We start from the raw sequence: 13,779 nt of genomic DNA on the forward strand, positions 1-13,779 counted from the left end.
ATCATATGTATAAATACTTGCTGATATTGCTAACGGTAGTGGCCATAACGGCTTGTCAACGCTTTGAAAAACCAGAAGATCAGACGGGTTTGGATAAAGACTCCCATTCATATAGTAATGTAGGGTATCCAGATTCCCGTATGAAACAAATGGCACTTCAAATAAAAGAAGTGGAAGACGTAGTTATTGAATATACGGGGAGACGTATTGTTGTTTATGTCATACCAAATGGCGAAGTGCATCGTGATCAATATAAAGAACTTGAACGAGAAGTGAGAAAAAAAGTAGAGCAAGTCACCCCGCAAACGCCATTCCAAGTAGAAGTTGTTGATCCACATACTCTTTTTAATGAAGATGGATCGATTTGAAAAAAGAAGCAAAAAAGTGTCCCCAAGAGGACACTTTTCTTTATGAAGATTTCATCACTTTGTCGATTAACCCATATTTTAAGGCTTCTTCAGCACTCATGAAGTTATCGCGATCCGTATCTTTAGCAATTTTTTCAAGCGGTTGTCCGGTAAAATCTGATAATTGGGTATTTAGACGATCGCGCATACGTAAGATTCGCTTTGCACTAATCTCAATATCAGTTGCTTGACCTTGTGCTCCACCTAAAGGTTGATGGATCATCACTTCACTATTAGGAAGTGCAAAGCGCTTTCCTTTTTCACCAGCAGCCAGCAAAAATGCTCCCATTGAAGCAGCTAATCCGACACAGATAGTTGATACTTTAGGTTTAACAAATTGCATGGTGTCGAAGATCGCCATTCCTGCGGTAATTGATCCACCAGGTGAATTGATATATAGTGAAATATCTTTATCAGGATCTTCTGCAGCTAAGTAAAGTAATTGAGCTACGATTGTATTGGCCACATTATCATCAATTGCACTTCCAAGTAGGATAATGCGATCCTTTAACAATCGTGAATAAATGTCATACGAACGCTCACCACGATTAGTTTGTTCTACAACCATAGGTACAAGATTCATGGATGAAGGTGTTGTGTGATCAAAATTCATACCTTTAAACCCCCCTAAGTATTCTCTTTTGCTTAAATTCATCATACTCTATTGGTCAAAAAAGGTCAAACATTATTTGACTTTTGTTTCTACTGATCATTTATAGGGTCACAAACGTACCGATTTACGTGATTTTTCCATATGTTAGAGTCAGATTCAACAATCATGACAACTCCAATTTAGAAAACCATCTTACTACTATTACCTCATTTGATGGTCATTAAACCTTAAGGAAAGGCATAGCGAACAATTCCAAATTGCGCTACTAAAAAGAGGGTGACAGCTGTAATAAAACTGGTTATCGGTTTGATTTGAAACGTTATATCGATAGTGGCAAATGAAGTGGTGATTAGTGGAAGCCCGATGATAATGAGAAGTGCAGTGATTACAAAAATACCTAATAAAACCTCATGTAGAAGCCGTTTCTCGGATTGAAAACTAGAAAGGTTTAAAAAACGAAGAACCAGCCAAGTAGCTATCATGATTAATAGTGTAGAAATGAGGCTTGAGAGTACACTTATATCCACAAAAGATGATTTAAATAGACATGCGGAAAGACTTCCAATAAAAAGATTGATGGACTCTAAATAGAATATAAACCAGAGGCCTACAAAAAATATGCTGCTTTTAGGTGGATTAGGTAATGTGGATACGATTTCTTTACAATATTGGATGGGATTGTCTCCAAATACTTCTTCAGCACTTTTTCCTTGATTCTGAGCTTCGATCAAATGGTTAAGGAGTTCTAATAATACCCCTTCTGATTTTTTTTTGCAAGATTGGACTAGTTCGCATATAAACTATCATTTCTCCGTAGTATGCCTCATTCTCTGGTGTTAATTTTTTTCTCAATTGGATATTTAATTGAATCATTTGTTTTATATTCACATTAACACTCCTTTATAACATGAGGTCGACGGCCTGCTTTATGGTCTGCCATTCGTGTTTAAAGTGAAGGATTTTTTGTTTTCCTGCTGCTGTAATGTAATAGTACTTTCTTTGCGGACCGACAGCAGAGGGTTTAAATTCTCCTAAAATCCATTTTTCTTTCTGCATGCGTAAAAGGATGGGATAGATACTACCTTCACTAATATCGGAGAAACCAAACTGCTTTAGTTTCATACTGATTTGGTATCCATAAACCTCTTCTTTCGCGATGAGAAGAAGAATGCACCCTTCTAAGATTCCCTTCATAAGTTGTGAGTTATGGGACACATCGGACCTCCTCCTAGGATATCTCTATCGTTATCATATATTTAACTAACTTGTAATGCAAGTTAGCTAATTTGTGTGATTATATCTTGGTTTATCGGGTAATGAAAAGTGTGTGGTGGAAATTGTAAAAGAAAGATATGAAAAACCTCTTGAATAATTCCTTGTTAATAATTATTATAATATGAGAATAATAATTGATAACGAATAGGAGCTGAATAAGTGATGAATAAAAATCGTTTAACTACAAATCAAGGTGTACCTGTTGGTGATAATCAAAACTCACGTACTGCTGGTCAAAGAGGGCCTACTTTATTGGAAGATTATCATTTGATTGAAAAAATCGCTCATTTTGACCGTGAACGTATTCCAGAGCGTGTGGTACATGCTCGTGGTGCTGGAGCGCATGGCGTTTTCCAAGTTGAAAATAGCATGAAAGCTTATACAAAAGCTGCATTCTTACAAGAAAAAGGAAAAGAAACACCTGTATTCGTAAGGTTTTCTACTGTGATCCATGGACAAGGTTCACCTGAAACAGCGCGTGATCCTCGCGGTTTTGCTACGAAGTTTTATACGGAAGAAGGGAACTACGATATTGTAGGGAACAATCTTCCGGTATTTTTTATTCGTGATGCGATTAAGTTTCCTGATATGGTTCATTCCTTAAAACCTGCACCGGATACAAATATTCAAGATCCAGATCGTTATTGGGATTTCATGACGCTAACACCAGAGTCCACACATATGTTGACATGGTTATTTTCAGATTATGGAACACCAGCTAACTATCGAGAAATGGAAGGTTTTAGTGTTCATGCCTTTAAATGGGTGAATCACGAAGGCAAGGTTACTTATGTAAAATATCATTGGAAGCCACTTGCGGGTGTACGTAATTTTTCTGCTGACGAACTGGAGAAAGTTCAAGGAAGAGATTTCAACCATGCCACACGTGATTTATTTGATCACATTAAAGAAGGCAAATTTCCACAGTGGGAATTACATGTGCAAATGTTGAACCCAGAAGACATGAATCAATTTGAATTTGATCCACTTGATCCTACTAAAGTGTGGCCAGAAGATCAATTCCCTTATCAATTAGTCGGTACCATGACACTCAACCAGAACCCGAAAAACTTTTTTGCTGAAGTAGAACAAGCGGCCTTTTCGCCAAGCGCGGTTGTTCCAGGAATCGAGCCATCTGAAGATAAACTGCTACAAGGACGTTTATTTTCTTATCCAGATACACAGCGTCATCGTATAGGACCAAATTACCTCAATCTGCCTATAAATTGCCCGTATGCGACTGTAAATAACTATCAAGTAGATGGTAATATGCAGACAAAAACAGATATTTCAACGATTAACTACGAGCCTAACCGATACGATGATCGGCCGACAGAAGATGAGCGCTATCTCGAGAGTGAAGTGCCACTTGAAGGCGTTATCGGACGAAACAAGATTCATAAAACATTAGATTTCGCGCAAGCTGGTGAACAGTACCGTTCATTTAGTAAACAAGAGCAAGAAAACTTAATCAAAAACTTAGTTCATGATTTGTCAGGAGTGGCTCAACTTACAAAAGAAAGAGCAATTTGTAACTTCATTCGTGCCGATCATGAATTCGGAGCTAGATTAGCCAAAGCTTTAAATGTTGAGATTGGTTAATTCATTTTCATACAAAAGACCTCGCATCACATACTTCATGCGAGGTCTTTTGTATCATCTTTTTTTTATAGTTAGGAATGTTTGATATATCTTTGCTCTTTGGGGTAAATTGCCCAATTCTATTCCGTGCTTTTGTGCAATTTCGGTTACCTCTTCGAGGAACTGGACTTCATTTTGTGGAGGATTTAATAGTTGAAAATGTTGGGTTTCGATTATAAAGTCCTTGCTTGGAAATAACGCCAACGATGTTTCAGGGGTAAATATGCGAATATGCTCGAAATCACGTATCCCTTCTAACGTATACTTCCATTCACCTTTAAGTAGCGGGATGATGGATTCTGCATGAGAGAAGTTAGGTAGAACACAAATCAGATATCCACTTGGTTTCAGTAATTGCGCGTGCTTTTGTACAAATGACGATGGATTAACGACACGTTGTAGTACATCGATGAGCAAGATCACATCGAAATAACCATCTGGATAGGGAAGTGTTTGTTCCAATGCATGTTGGTGTACTTCATCATATTCATGACGAGCGATTTGAGCTGCGATTTCATCCGGTTCAACACCGTATAGTGAGCAATTTTGGCGTTGCTTAAGTTCGATACCCGTTGCGCCAGTCTTGCAACCGATCTCTAAAATCTTTTGAGCGGAGGGTGGTACGAATTGTATTACATCTGTACGCGGATGAAAAAAGTGTAAGGCTTTGTGTCCCCATTTTTCTATAAAACGAAGTCGATTTTCAACAAAGAGGTTTTGAATAGATAGATCTGGTTTGCTATTAAAAGTGGCGTGCCCATGATGATGAACGAAGGAATCAATTGCAATATGTAATTGATAACCAAGTTGACTTACACGCAAACACAAATCATCATCTTCAAATGAACCTAAACGGAATCGTTCATCAAATCCACCTATTTCGTTGAAAATATAATTTCTAACTAACAAGCAAAATCCCACTAAACGCATGACTTGCTTTGAATGTCCGCGATGTGATTTACAATGTTGTTCAGCAAAATCGCTTATATTCTCGATTTTGTCATAAGATACTGGGATTTGTTGACGACCACTCACATAATTGCTTACCGGCCCTACCATGCCAATTTGCTCATCTTGCGCTAATAATGCCAACATGTGATCTAGCCAACCATCAGAAACAATTGTATCGTTATTTAAAAATAAAATATAATCGCCATGAGCGTAAGATGCACCCTGGTTACACCCTTTAGCAAAACCAACATTCTCTTGGTTTTGAATTAATTTAACGGACTGTATTTGCTGCAAATACTTAATTGTACCGTCGGTGGATCCGTTATCGACAATAATTAATTCAATTTGATCGGGCTTTGTATGTGTGAAAATACTATTCAAACATTGTTTGGTAAGGTCAAGGCGGTTTAATGTCAAGATGATTATACTGGTCTTCATTTGATTTCCCTTCTTTCAATCTAAAGCTACGATCTTTATTACTATATGTAATAGGGATATATTCAGAACGGAATATACACAGGCTCACTCATTGAGAAGTTCATCCTTGATATAAAATGTATACGTTTTGATTTCTTCTAAGTGGTGCGGAAATTGCTCCTTCTTATGTGAGAGTTGTGTAAGAATATGCTGTGCATAGTTCAGGTAATGGTGGGCGACTTGATGACGTTGTTCTTGATCTTGAAGAAGTCCTGATCGATAAGCCGATAAAATGCGATGCAAACAATCAGCAGCACCGCCAATTAGCATAGGAGGAGAATGCAGTTGTTGCTGTGAATGGATACGAAAATAACTGAGTGGTTCCGCCATATAGATGATATCTCCATTTAAAAGTAAGTTTAGCCATGTAGCCATGTCCACATCACAGTGGTAACGCCTATTGGCAAAAGTGCCAAAAGGAACCGTTAAAGCGCTTTTACGAAATAATACGGTAGTCGGCTCGCCAATTCCATTTCCATAACCTAAAATGAAATTGGCAAACGCTTGGCCTGGTATGCGTGTATCTGCTTGAAAAAGGGATTGCGTTGCACCAATATCAGGTTGCTTTTCTCCCTGTTCGTCGATCACATCTCTTTTAGAGGTGATTAAGGAAAGCTGTTGGTTTTCATCAGATTGAAAATAATGCATCATTTTTTCGATTTTTGTAGGAGTAAATAAATCGTCATCCATCAGATAATTAATAAATACACCATTTGACAACTCGAATAATTTTAAATCATTTTCAAACTGGCCTAACCTGCTGGGGTTACGGTGATATTGAATGTGGTCATGTGTACGACTATAAGATAGGACGAGTTCTTCAGTTTCGTTTGTGGTACTATCATCGCATATTATGATCTCAATATTTGAATAAGATTGACTGATAGCGCTTAACAACGCTTCTTCAAACCATTTAGGCCGATTGTAAGTTGGAATTAAAATGCTAACTAATGGCAAAGAGGGGGATTGATTCACAAAAAACACACTCCTTTCCATCAGCTATATGATCAAAATAGCAATGAAATGACAATCCATAAGAGCCTACTTAAAATGATGCTAGCGACTTAGTTTAGAGTCAACTTCGAAGGAAGCTGGGAGTGTTACGACTTTTCGTAATAGGACAGAAATAAGTGATGTTCGGGTAAGCGCTGATAAAACAAAGGGGCGTATGGTTTGAAAAAAGGGTGAGGTTGAAAATAATGCATTACCTAGTCGATTTTGGATTTGATGTATTCGTTTAATCTCTTCTCCGCAACGTGCTTGAACATCATGAAGTTGATCTAATCGAAGGGAAGTGGACTGGAATGTATGATGAATGACTTCAGCAGCGATGACAGCTGATGTGACAGCTAATGAAACCCCAATTGCGCCAGCGGGTGAAGAACAATGTGCAGCATCACCTATGAGCAAACAACCATTTTTATACCATTGTTTCATATAATGCGTTTTCGCTTGTAATGGGACAAATGAAGAAAAATCAGGAACAGTAGCGGCGAATTCTCTAAAATGAGGATTGAGCTCTTTCAAGTGATCTTTAAAGGTAGGGAACGCCATCTGCTTAATCTGTTTTAGTTTACCCAGAGGAAGTGCTAAGCCAACTTGAACAGCATCAGGATGTTTGGGGAGGATCAAATAGGGGTAGGGTTTATCCAGATGAAATTGAAATTTACCTTTCCAATCGGGAGGGCAAGGCATCGTAAACCAAAGGATATCTCCTGGATAATATTCATATTCGTGTTCGAACTTGCCTAATCGCTTTACAGTAGAAAATCGACCATCTGCGCCTACTGTAAGTGGGGCTTCAATAATCGTTTCTTTTTTCTCTTTGTCTTCAATTACAATGCCAGTAACTTGTTGATCTGAGTAAATAAATCGTTTCACATGGGCACCAAATAACAATTTAAAATGGGGGTTTAGACGGCACTTTTGATGTAACCCGTCAAGTAGAATGGGCTGAGGCATCCACATGCCAAAGGGGAAATCATGGCTAAGATCGTTAAATGGAAAGCGGCCAATTTCTTTGTGATTATGATAAAAATGGCCCGATCTTATTTTGGTATGAGGGAGTTCAAGAATCGTTTGGTGAAGGTTAACTTTTTGCATGAGCTCCATAAAACGAGGTTGTAATACTTCTCCACGGTAGTCACGATCAAAGTTTTCATTCTTCTCGATAACCATAACATGATAATTTAAGCGAGATAGTAACAACCCTAATACCATTCCAGCTGGACCACCACCTACAATGACTACATCCTGTTTAATTGTTTCCATATAGACGCCCTCCAAGCATTTTTGATATGGGTTATTCATTTCCCGTATACGAAGCTACATAAACTCTAATAAAAATAAAATAATTGGATGATTAGAACAAAATATGTGAAGCGTCGATGCTTTAAAAACCACCTTTATGCGATCACTACTGAGTGAATAGAGATGGTTTTTACGGAGTTTTACCAATTAGATGTGCATAGATATTTTCTTTACGATTTGAGAAATCGTATTTTTCATAAATTCATTATCTGAATCTTCTAAATGATCCTGTTTAAATAATTGAAGCTTTTTCAAAGTGTAGTATTCAAAAAGACTTTGTTTTAATGTTAGGTCCAATTGATTTAGGAGAATAGGGTCCATAATTTTTCGAAGTACTACATCGTCTTGTAACATAAACATTTGATAGTGAATGTTATGGAATACCTTTAAATCAATTCCTTCATCGAAAAATTGTTTTAAGTTGGTGATTCGATCAAATCGAGCTTGAGAAATTGTCTCAAATAAGTGCGGGTAGTAGTTTTTTAGATCCATAAGAAAAGCATCGGAGATATAGATTGCTATCAGCATGGACTGTTCATATATTTTTTGAAAACGCTGATGAAAAGATAAATTTTCGTTGGTAATTGTATCTGCGTTAACCATATATCCTGTATAAACCGCTACTACTCTTTCCATAATCTCATCTTTGGATGAAAAATATTTATACAGGGTAGCCTTACTAATATCCATATGTCTAGATATGTCATCCATTTTGAGTGTAGTTATGCCTTGCTTTCTAAGCACAGGCATGATCTTTTCAATATACTTTTCTTTTGTACGTTCGATTTGATGTGCATCATGTTGCTTTTTCATATTTTAACCTTCCTTTTTTTGATCTTTAATTATAAATGATTTCATCTAGACATACAAACTAAACTAAATAAACAATTTGAGTTTACATAGTATAATTGATATAGTATAGTGGTTTTATGATAGATCAGATTGTCTCGTAATAAACAGAATTTCGATAGAAAAATAACGATATTGAAGGTGAACATCATGAAAAGATTTAATGGGCAGATTGCCTTAGTGACAGGTGCGTCATCAGGAATTGGAATGGCTTTTGCCGAAAAATTAGCTGCTAACGGTGCAGACCTTATTCTTACTGCACGGTCTACAAATAAATTAAATGAATTGGGAAATCGGTTGAGTGCTCAATATCAAATTCAGGTAAAAACAATTGCAATCGATCTGAGTCAACCGGGATCTGCCCAATCTTTATTCAGAAAGACCAAAAAAGAAAATCTCTCAGTTGATTTATTAGTTAATAATGCAGGTTTTGGAAAATGGGGTAGTTTTCTTGAATTTGATTCTCAGGTTTATCATGAGATGCTTCATTTGAACATTAATTCTGTGGTGGAACTGACCCAATTGTTTTTACCAAGTATGCTTTCGAACCAAAGTGGCGGTATTATTAATGTAGCGTCTACTGCAGCTTTCTTGCCGGTTCCTTATGCAGCTGTCTATTCTGCATCAAAATCTTTTGTGCTGTATTTTTCAGAAGCTTTACATGGTGAATACTACAAAAAGGGAATAAATGTGTTAGCCCTTTGTCCGGGCGGTACAAAGTCTAACTTTGCATCCGTCGCTAACCAGAAGAAAACAATTTCAACTGACCAATATGAGACCCCTGAAGTGGTTGCTGAGAATGGATTGAATGCTTTTTTAAAAAATAAACCTTATGTCGTATCTGGTACCAAAAACTACCTCACGACTATTATTCCTCGATTATTATCACGAAGACGAGTTATTCATATTTCAGGTGATGCTTGGAAAAAAATGATTTAAAGATGAAAAAGTGAACCCATTTAACTTAGTGCTTAATTGGGTTCACTTACGATGGGCTTTCGTGTATAGCTTTGCTGTATGGTAATTAAAGTAGGTTTGTAAAGCAAAAAAATTCATAAAAATTTGCGGACATCAATATAGCCAGCCAATGCTTTGAACGTGTTTTATGCTGTAAGGTAAATAGATCAATGATTATAAGTGGGAATTAGCCCGTTTCGTTGTAAATCGCATATAAAGTAGTTTTATTTTCTGATTAATAAAAAATATTTCTAGATTGCCAAGCGCTTGTATAGTTCTTGAATGATACAAACTATTTTGCTAATCACTTCTAAAAATAAAAAACGCCCCCTAACGAGACGGATTCGCTAAAGGACGTTTGGTAATGGCGCGCCTACCAGGATTCGAACCTGGGCACCTGGTTCCGGAGACCAGTGCTCTATCCCCTGAGCTATAGGCGCATAATAATTTGTAGGGTCAATTATATCATAAATAAAAAATGATGTGCAAGCATCATTTTTGATGGATCCTATATCTTGTTTTATAAGATATGGGATTAAATGACTACTTCGCAATGCGCATCAATATGATACTATAGAGGTAGATGATGGGAACGTAGCTGGATCGGTACGGAGGTGTTGGCATGGCAATCGAGATGGGATATGGATTAGTACAAGATCAGAGAATGAAAATGGCAATGACACCGGAGCTACAGCAATCCATCCAAATGCTACAATTTTCAAACGCTGAATTAATTACGTTCTTGTATGAGCAATATCGAGAAAATCCAGCAATCGAGTTGGAGTTACCGATTGAAATAGATCAATTAGAAGCGTTCTTCTCATATTTAAATCAACGACCGTTGTATCAACAACCACGTGTATCTGGATATGTGGATACAGATCGTGAGATAGAGCTAGCTTCAGGTAGTGAGGATACACTAGCAGGTATGTTAGAAAAACAAATATATGAGTTGAATTTGAGTAAAAAGCAAGCACGTGTTTGCTATTTTTTGATCCACAATCTAGATGATAAAGGATATCTTGACGTTGATGCAATCACTATATGTAAGCGCTTACAAATCGAACCCGAGACATTGGAAGATTGTATCAATTCGCTTCAAAAATTAGAACCAGTGGGAATTGGGGCGCGGTCTTTAGCTGAATGTTTGGAGCTCCAGTTATTACAATTTGAGCCAGTTAATCCATTGTCGATTCAGATTGTTAAAGGTTATCTACCAGAGATCGCCGATGGGCGTTGGTCTAAGGTGGCAAAAGATTGTGGCGTTACAGAAGAGGAAGTACATCATGCTGTAGAAGAGATTAGAAGATGTAATCCAAAGCCGGGAAGTAGCTATTCAAATAGACGAACGCAGTATATTTTTCCTGATGTGTTTATCGAAGAGATAGACGGGGAATGGAAAGTATATGTGAATGAGAGTGAAATGCCTTATTTGCGAATCAATCCACAGTATCAACAGTGGCTTTCTCAGTCACATGCATTAAACCATAAGGATTTGTCGCATTTAAAGGCGTGGGTTCAATCCGGAATGATGTTAATGAAAGGGATTGCCCAACGCAAAGAGACAATTGTTCGTGTAGCTGAAGTGATTCTTAACAAGCAAAAAGCTTTTTTTCGCCAAGGCCCGCAATATTTAATTCCGCTTACACTAAAAGAAGTTGCATTTGAACTCGGGTTGCATGAATCGACAGTAAGTCGTGCCACGCAACACAAATATGTTCACACGCCTAACGGGATCTACTCTTTTCGTACTTTTTTTCCAGGTGGGTTATCACTTGCCAATGGTGAAGCATTAGCTACTGAACACATAAAAATAAAAATAAAGCAAATCATAGAGCGAGAAGATAAGAAAAAACCACATTCAGATCAAAAAATAGCTGTTCAACTACAGCAAGAAAGTATTCAAATTTCTAGGCGAACAGTGGCAAAATACCGCGAGGAGTTGGGATTTTCTTCTTCAACAGTTCGTAAAAGATTGAGCAAGTCAACTTGATTTCATCGTATATTCCTTGTCAAACCTGTTCATTTAGGCTAAAATCAAGCTATTCAAAGACAAGGAATTTTTTTACTCCGATTGGGACGCTTTTTGATTTATAGGGACAGAAAATGTCCATAAGAGGGGGTTAAGATGGTATCGATCTTAAATATCCAAAAGCAATTGATACCTGATTTCCTGCGCGTTATGCGAAAAAGGTATGAGATATTACATCTTGTACAATTGATGCAACCCGTAGGACGAAGGAGTTTATCCGCTACATTACAGACAACAGAACGTATTTTACGTTCAGAGATTGATTTTCTGCGTGCCCAAGGATTAGTGAAAGTGGATTCTACTGGTATTCGGCTATCTTCAAATGGAACCGATCTGATCGTAAGTATGGAACCTATGATAAAAACTTTATTTGGCTTAAGCCAACTAGAAGAAGAAATCTCTTCATTCTTAGGTGTTGATCAAGTATTTATTGTTCCAGGTGATGTGGATCGTTCAAATTTGGTGAAAAAAGACATGGGTAGGGCGGCGGCGCGCATATTAAAGCAACGCTCGGTTGAAAAACAAATTGTAGCCGTTTCAGGTGGAAGTTCCGTTCTTGCAGTAGCCGAAAATATGGTGTCCACCCAGGTGTTGAAGCAAACTACATTTATCCCTACTCGTGGAGGCGTAGGAGAAGCGGTTGAGTTGGAGGCTAATTATATCGCTTCACTTATGGCAAAGCAGACTGGCGGAAGTTATCGCTTGCTTCATATACCAGATGAGTTGAGCGAAGGAGCTTATCATACCCTGATTCAAGAACCATATATTCGGCAAGTACTAGATGATTTAAAACAGGCTAAAATTGTTATTCATGGTATTGGAGACGCGAAAAGTATGGCGATGCGCCGCCAATCTTCTTCAGACATCATACGCAAATTAGAAGATGCAAAAGCTGTGGGAGAGTCATTTGGTTATTACTTTGATGTGCACGGACAAATCGTGCATCGCGTTTCGACAGTAGGTCTTCGCTTAGAAGAAGTGTATCAAGCTAAACATGTGATTGCAGTAGCAGGTGGAAAGAGTAAAGCGGCAGCTATTACCGCTGTATGTACAAAGATGAAACCGCAAGTACTCGTTACTGACGAGACTGCCGCACGTTTTATATTGGATAAGTATCAAAAAAATGAAGAATGACTGTAACAGGAGATGGGTCATAATAAACAATGATCTTTTAGGAGGAATAAAAATGGGTAAAACAAAAGTAGGAATTAATGGTTTTGGGCGTATTGGACGAAATGTATTTCGAGCGATGCTCAATCATAGTGAGATGGAAATTGTGGCGGTAAATGATTTAACAGATGCTGAAACACTGGCACATTTATTAAAGTATGACTCCATTCATGGTACATTAGAGGCCGAGGTCGAGGTAAGCCCGAATGGGTTTATGGTGAATGGACGAGAAATTGCTGTATTAGCTGAGCGTGACCCTGCTGCCTTACAATGGGGAGAATACGGGATAGAGCTAGTTATCGAATCAACGGGTCGATTTACAAAGCGTGATGATGCAGCAAAACATTTGGTCGGCGGTGCCAAAAAGGTAATTATTTCTGCTCCCGCTCAAAATGAAGATATTACAGTTGTAATGGGTGTGAATGAACAGGCATATGATCCCAATACACATGAGGTGATCTCCAATGCGTCTTGTACGACAAACTGCTTAGCACCGTACGCGAAGGTATTAAATGATCAATTTGGAATAAAACGGGGATTGATGACCACTGTACATGCATATACCAATGATCAACAAATTTTAGATTTACCACATAAGGATTTACGCAGAGCAAGAGCGGCAGGTGAATCCATCATTCCTACTACTACTGGGGCAGCTAAAGCTGTATCACTCGTACTTCCGGAATTAGCGGGTAAATTAAATGGTTTCGCCATGCGCGTACCTACAAAAAATGTATCAGTGGTGGACCTGGTTGCAGAGTTAGAGCAAGAGGTTACAGTTGAGCAAGTAAATGATGCATTACGTCAAGCAGCTAATCATGAGTTGAATGGAATACTTAATGTATCAGACAAGCCGCTTGTTTCGATTGATTACAATGGCGATCCACATTCATCGACAATTGATGCACTCTCCACAATGGTCCTTGAAGGGAACATGGTTAAAGTTGTTTCTTGGTATGATAATGAATGGGGATACTCAAATCGTGTTGTAGATTTAGCTGCTTATATGGTTGAAAAAGGGCTCTAATTTCTAACAACTATGCTACTTTGATGTGATAAACCCTTAAAGTGATATACTAATGTTTAATGTGTTATAC

At 37.9% G+C, this 13,779-nt stretch carries 13 protein-coding genes and 1 tRNA gene; 6 read left to right on the forward strand and 8 right to left on the reverse strand.

Annotated features, from left to right (window positions below):
- The first annotated feature begins 5 nt into the window (after nt 1-5).
- On the forward strand, nt 6-368 hold the full coding sequence (locus IC619_RS09570; protein WP_191139648.1) for a hypothetical protein: 363 nt from the start codon (nt 6-8) through the stop codon (nt 366-368).
- 40 nt (nt 369-408) lie between these two features.
- Here the strand turns inward: IC619_RS09570 and clpP are convergent, their stop codons facing one another.
- From clpP to IC619_RS09585, 3 genes are all read right to left on the reverse strand, one after another.
- Nucleotides 409-1,020: an ATP-dependent Clp endopeptidase proteolytic subunit ClpP gene (gene clpP, locus IC619_RS09575; protein WP_191139649.1), complete on the reverse strand. Its 612-nt coding sequence runs from the start codon at nt 1,018-1,020 to the stop codon at nt 409-411.
- 227 nt (nt 1,021-1,247) lie between these two features.
- Nucleotides 1,248-1,751 carry a hypothetical protein gene (locus IC619_RS09580; RefSeq protein ID WP_249669796.1) on the reverse strand — a complete coding sequence of 168 codons (504 nt, stop codon included), beginning with the start codon at nt 1,749-1,751 and terminating at the stop codon, nt 1,248-1,250.
- 169 nt (nt 1,752-1,920) lie between these two features.
- Entirely contained in the window at nt 1,921-2,235 is a 315-nt protein-coding gene (locus IC619_RS09585; protein ID WP_191139650.1) for a helix-turn-helix transcriptional regulator, read from the reverse strand.
- A gap of 222 nt (nt 2,236-2,457) precedes the next feature.
- Between IC619_RS09585 and IC619_RS09590 the strand changes: the two genes are divergently transcribed.
- Nucleotides 2,458-3,897: a catalase gene (locus IC619_RS09590; protein ID WP_191139651.1), complete on the forward strand. Its 1,440-nt coding sequence runs from the start codon at nt 2,458-2,460 to the stop codon at nt 3,895-3,897.
- A 54-nt stretch (nt 3,898-3,951) separates the two neighbouring features.
- On the opposite strand, the gene IC619_RS09595 is transcribed toward IC619_RS09590, so the two are convergent.
- The 4 genes from IC619_RS09595 to IC619_RS09610 form a co-directional block, all read right to left on the reverse strand.
- Nucleotides 3,952-5,325, reverse strand: a complete 1,374-nt coding sequence (locus tag IC619_RS09595) for a bifunctional glycosyltransferase family 2 protein/class I SAM-dependent methyltransferase (protein ID WP_191139652.1) — start codon at nt 5,323-5,325, stop codon at nt 3,952-3,954.
- A gap of 84 nt (nt 5,326-5,409) precedes the next feature.
- Complete coding sequence (locus IC619_RS09600; protein WP_191139653.1) at nt 5,410-6,339, reverse strand: glycosyltransferase; 930 nt, start codon at nt 6,337-6,339, stop codon at nt 5,410-5,412.
- Between the two features lie 81 nt (nt 6,340-6,420).
- On the reverse strand, nt 6,421-7,635 hold the full coding sequence (locus IC619_RS09605) for an FAD-dependent monooxygenase (RefSeq protein ID WP_191139654.1): 1,215 nt from the start codon (nt 7,633-7,635) through the stop codon (nt 6,421-6,423).
- A 186-nt stretch (nt 7,636-7,821) separates the two neighbouring features.
- Complete coding sequence (locus tag IC619_RS09610) at nt 7,822-8,487, reverse strand: TetR/AcrR family transcriptional regulator (protein WP_191139655.1); 666 nt, start codon at nt 8,485-8,487, stop codon at nt 7,822-7,824.
- 186 nt (nt 8,488-8,673) lie between these two features.
- Between IC619_RS09610 and IC619_RS09615 the strand changes: the two genes are divergently transcribed.
- Nucleotides 8,674-9,462 carry an SDR family NAD(P)-dependent oxidoreductase gene (locus IC619_RS09615; protein WP_191139656.1) on the forward strand — a complete coding sequence of 263 codons (789 nt, stop codon included), beginning with the start codon at nt 8,674-8,676 and terminating at the stop codon, nt 9,460-9,462.
- 383 nt (nt 9,463-9,845) lie between these two features.
- Here the strand turns inward: IC619_RS09615 and IC619_RS09620 are convergent.
- Nucleotides 9,846-9,920 (reverse strand) — tRNA-Arg (locus tag IC619_RS09620).
- Nucleotides 9,921-10,102: 182 nt separating this feature from the next.
- Here IC619_RS09620 and rpoN point away from each other — a divergent pair.
- The 3 genes from rpoN to gap all read left to right on the forward strand — a co-directional run bounded on the left by rpoN (nt 10,103) and on the right by gap (nt 13,709).
- On the forward strand, nt 10,103-11,473 hold the full coding sequence (gene rpoN, locus IC619_RS09625; protein WP_191139657.1) for an RNA polymerase factor sigma-54: 1,371 nt from the start codon (nt 10,103-10,105) through the stop codon (nt 11,471-11,473).
- A gap of 135 nt (nt 11,474-11,608) precedes the next feature.
- Nucleotides 11,609-12,646, forward strand: coding sequence for a sugar-binding transcriptional regulator (locus tag IC619_RS09630; RefSeq protein ID WP_191139658.1), 1,038 nt, complete (start codon nt 11,609-11,611; stop codon nt 12,644-12,646).
- Between the two features lie 52 nt (nt 12,647-12,698).
- Nucleotides 12,699-13,709 carry a type I glyceraldehyde-3-phosphate dehydrogenase gene (gap, locus tag IC619_RS09635; protein ID WP_191139659.1) on the forward strand — a complete coding sequence of 337 codons (1,011 nt, stop codon included), beginning with the start codon at nt 12,699-12,701 and terminating at the stop codon, nt 13,707-13,709.
- Nucleotides 13,710-13,779 lie beyond the last annotated feature (70 nt).

Source organism: Polycladospora coralii (assembly GCF_014773435.2).
GTDB lineage: Bacteria > Bacillota > Bacilli > Thermoactinomycetales > Thermoactinomycetaceae > Polycladospora > Polycladospora coralii.

Coding starts and splice junctions, on each gene's coding strand:
- IC619_RS09570 (WP_191139648.1), top strand. CDS start 6: ATGTATAAATACTTGCTGATATTGCTAACGGTAGTGGCCATAACGGCT.
- clpP (WP_191139649.1), bottom strand. CDS start 1,020: ATGAATTTTGATCACACAACACCTTCATCCATGAATCTTGTACCTATG.
- IC619_RS09590 (WP_191139651.1), top strand. CDS start 2,458: ATGAATAAAAATCGTTTAACTACAAATCAAGGTGTACCTGTTGGTGAT.
- IC619_RS09595 (WP_191139652.1), bottom strand. CDS start 5,325: ATGAAGACCAGTATAATCATCTTGACATTAAACCGCCTTGACCTTACC.
- IC619_RS09605 (WP_191139654.1), bottom strand. CDS start 7,635: ATGGAAACAATTAAACAGGATGTAGTCATTGTAGGTGGTGGTCCAGCT.
- IC619_RS09610 (WP_191139655.1), bottom strand. CDS start 8,487: ATGAAAAAGCAACATGATGCACATCAAATCGAACGTACAAAAGAAAAG.
- IC619_RS09615 (WP_191139656.1), top strand. CDS start 8,674: ATGAAAAGATTTAATGGGCAGATTGCCTTAGTGACAGGTGCGTCATCA.
- rpoN (WP_191139657.1), top strand. CDS start 10,103: ATGGCAATCGAGATGGGATATGGATTAGTACAAGATCAGAGAATGAAA.
- IC619_RS09630 (WP_191139658.1), top strand. CDS start 11,609: ATGGTATCGATCTTAAATATCCAAAAGCAATTGATACCTGATTTCCTG.
- gap (WP_191139659.1), top strand. CDS start 12,699: ATGGGTAAAACAAAAGTAGGAATTAATGGTTTTGGGCGTATTGGACGA.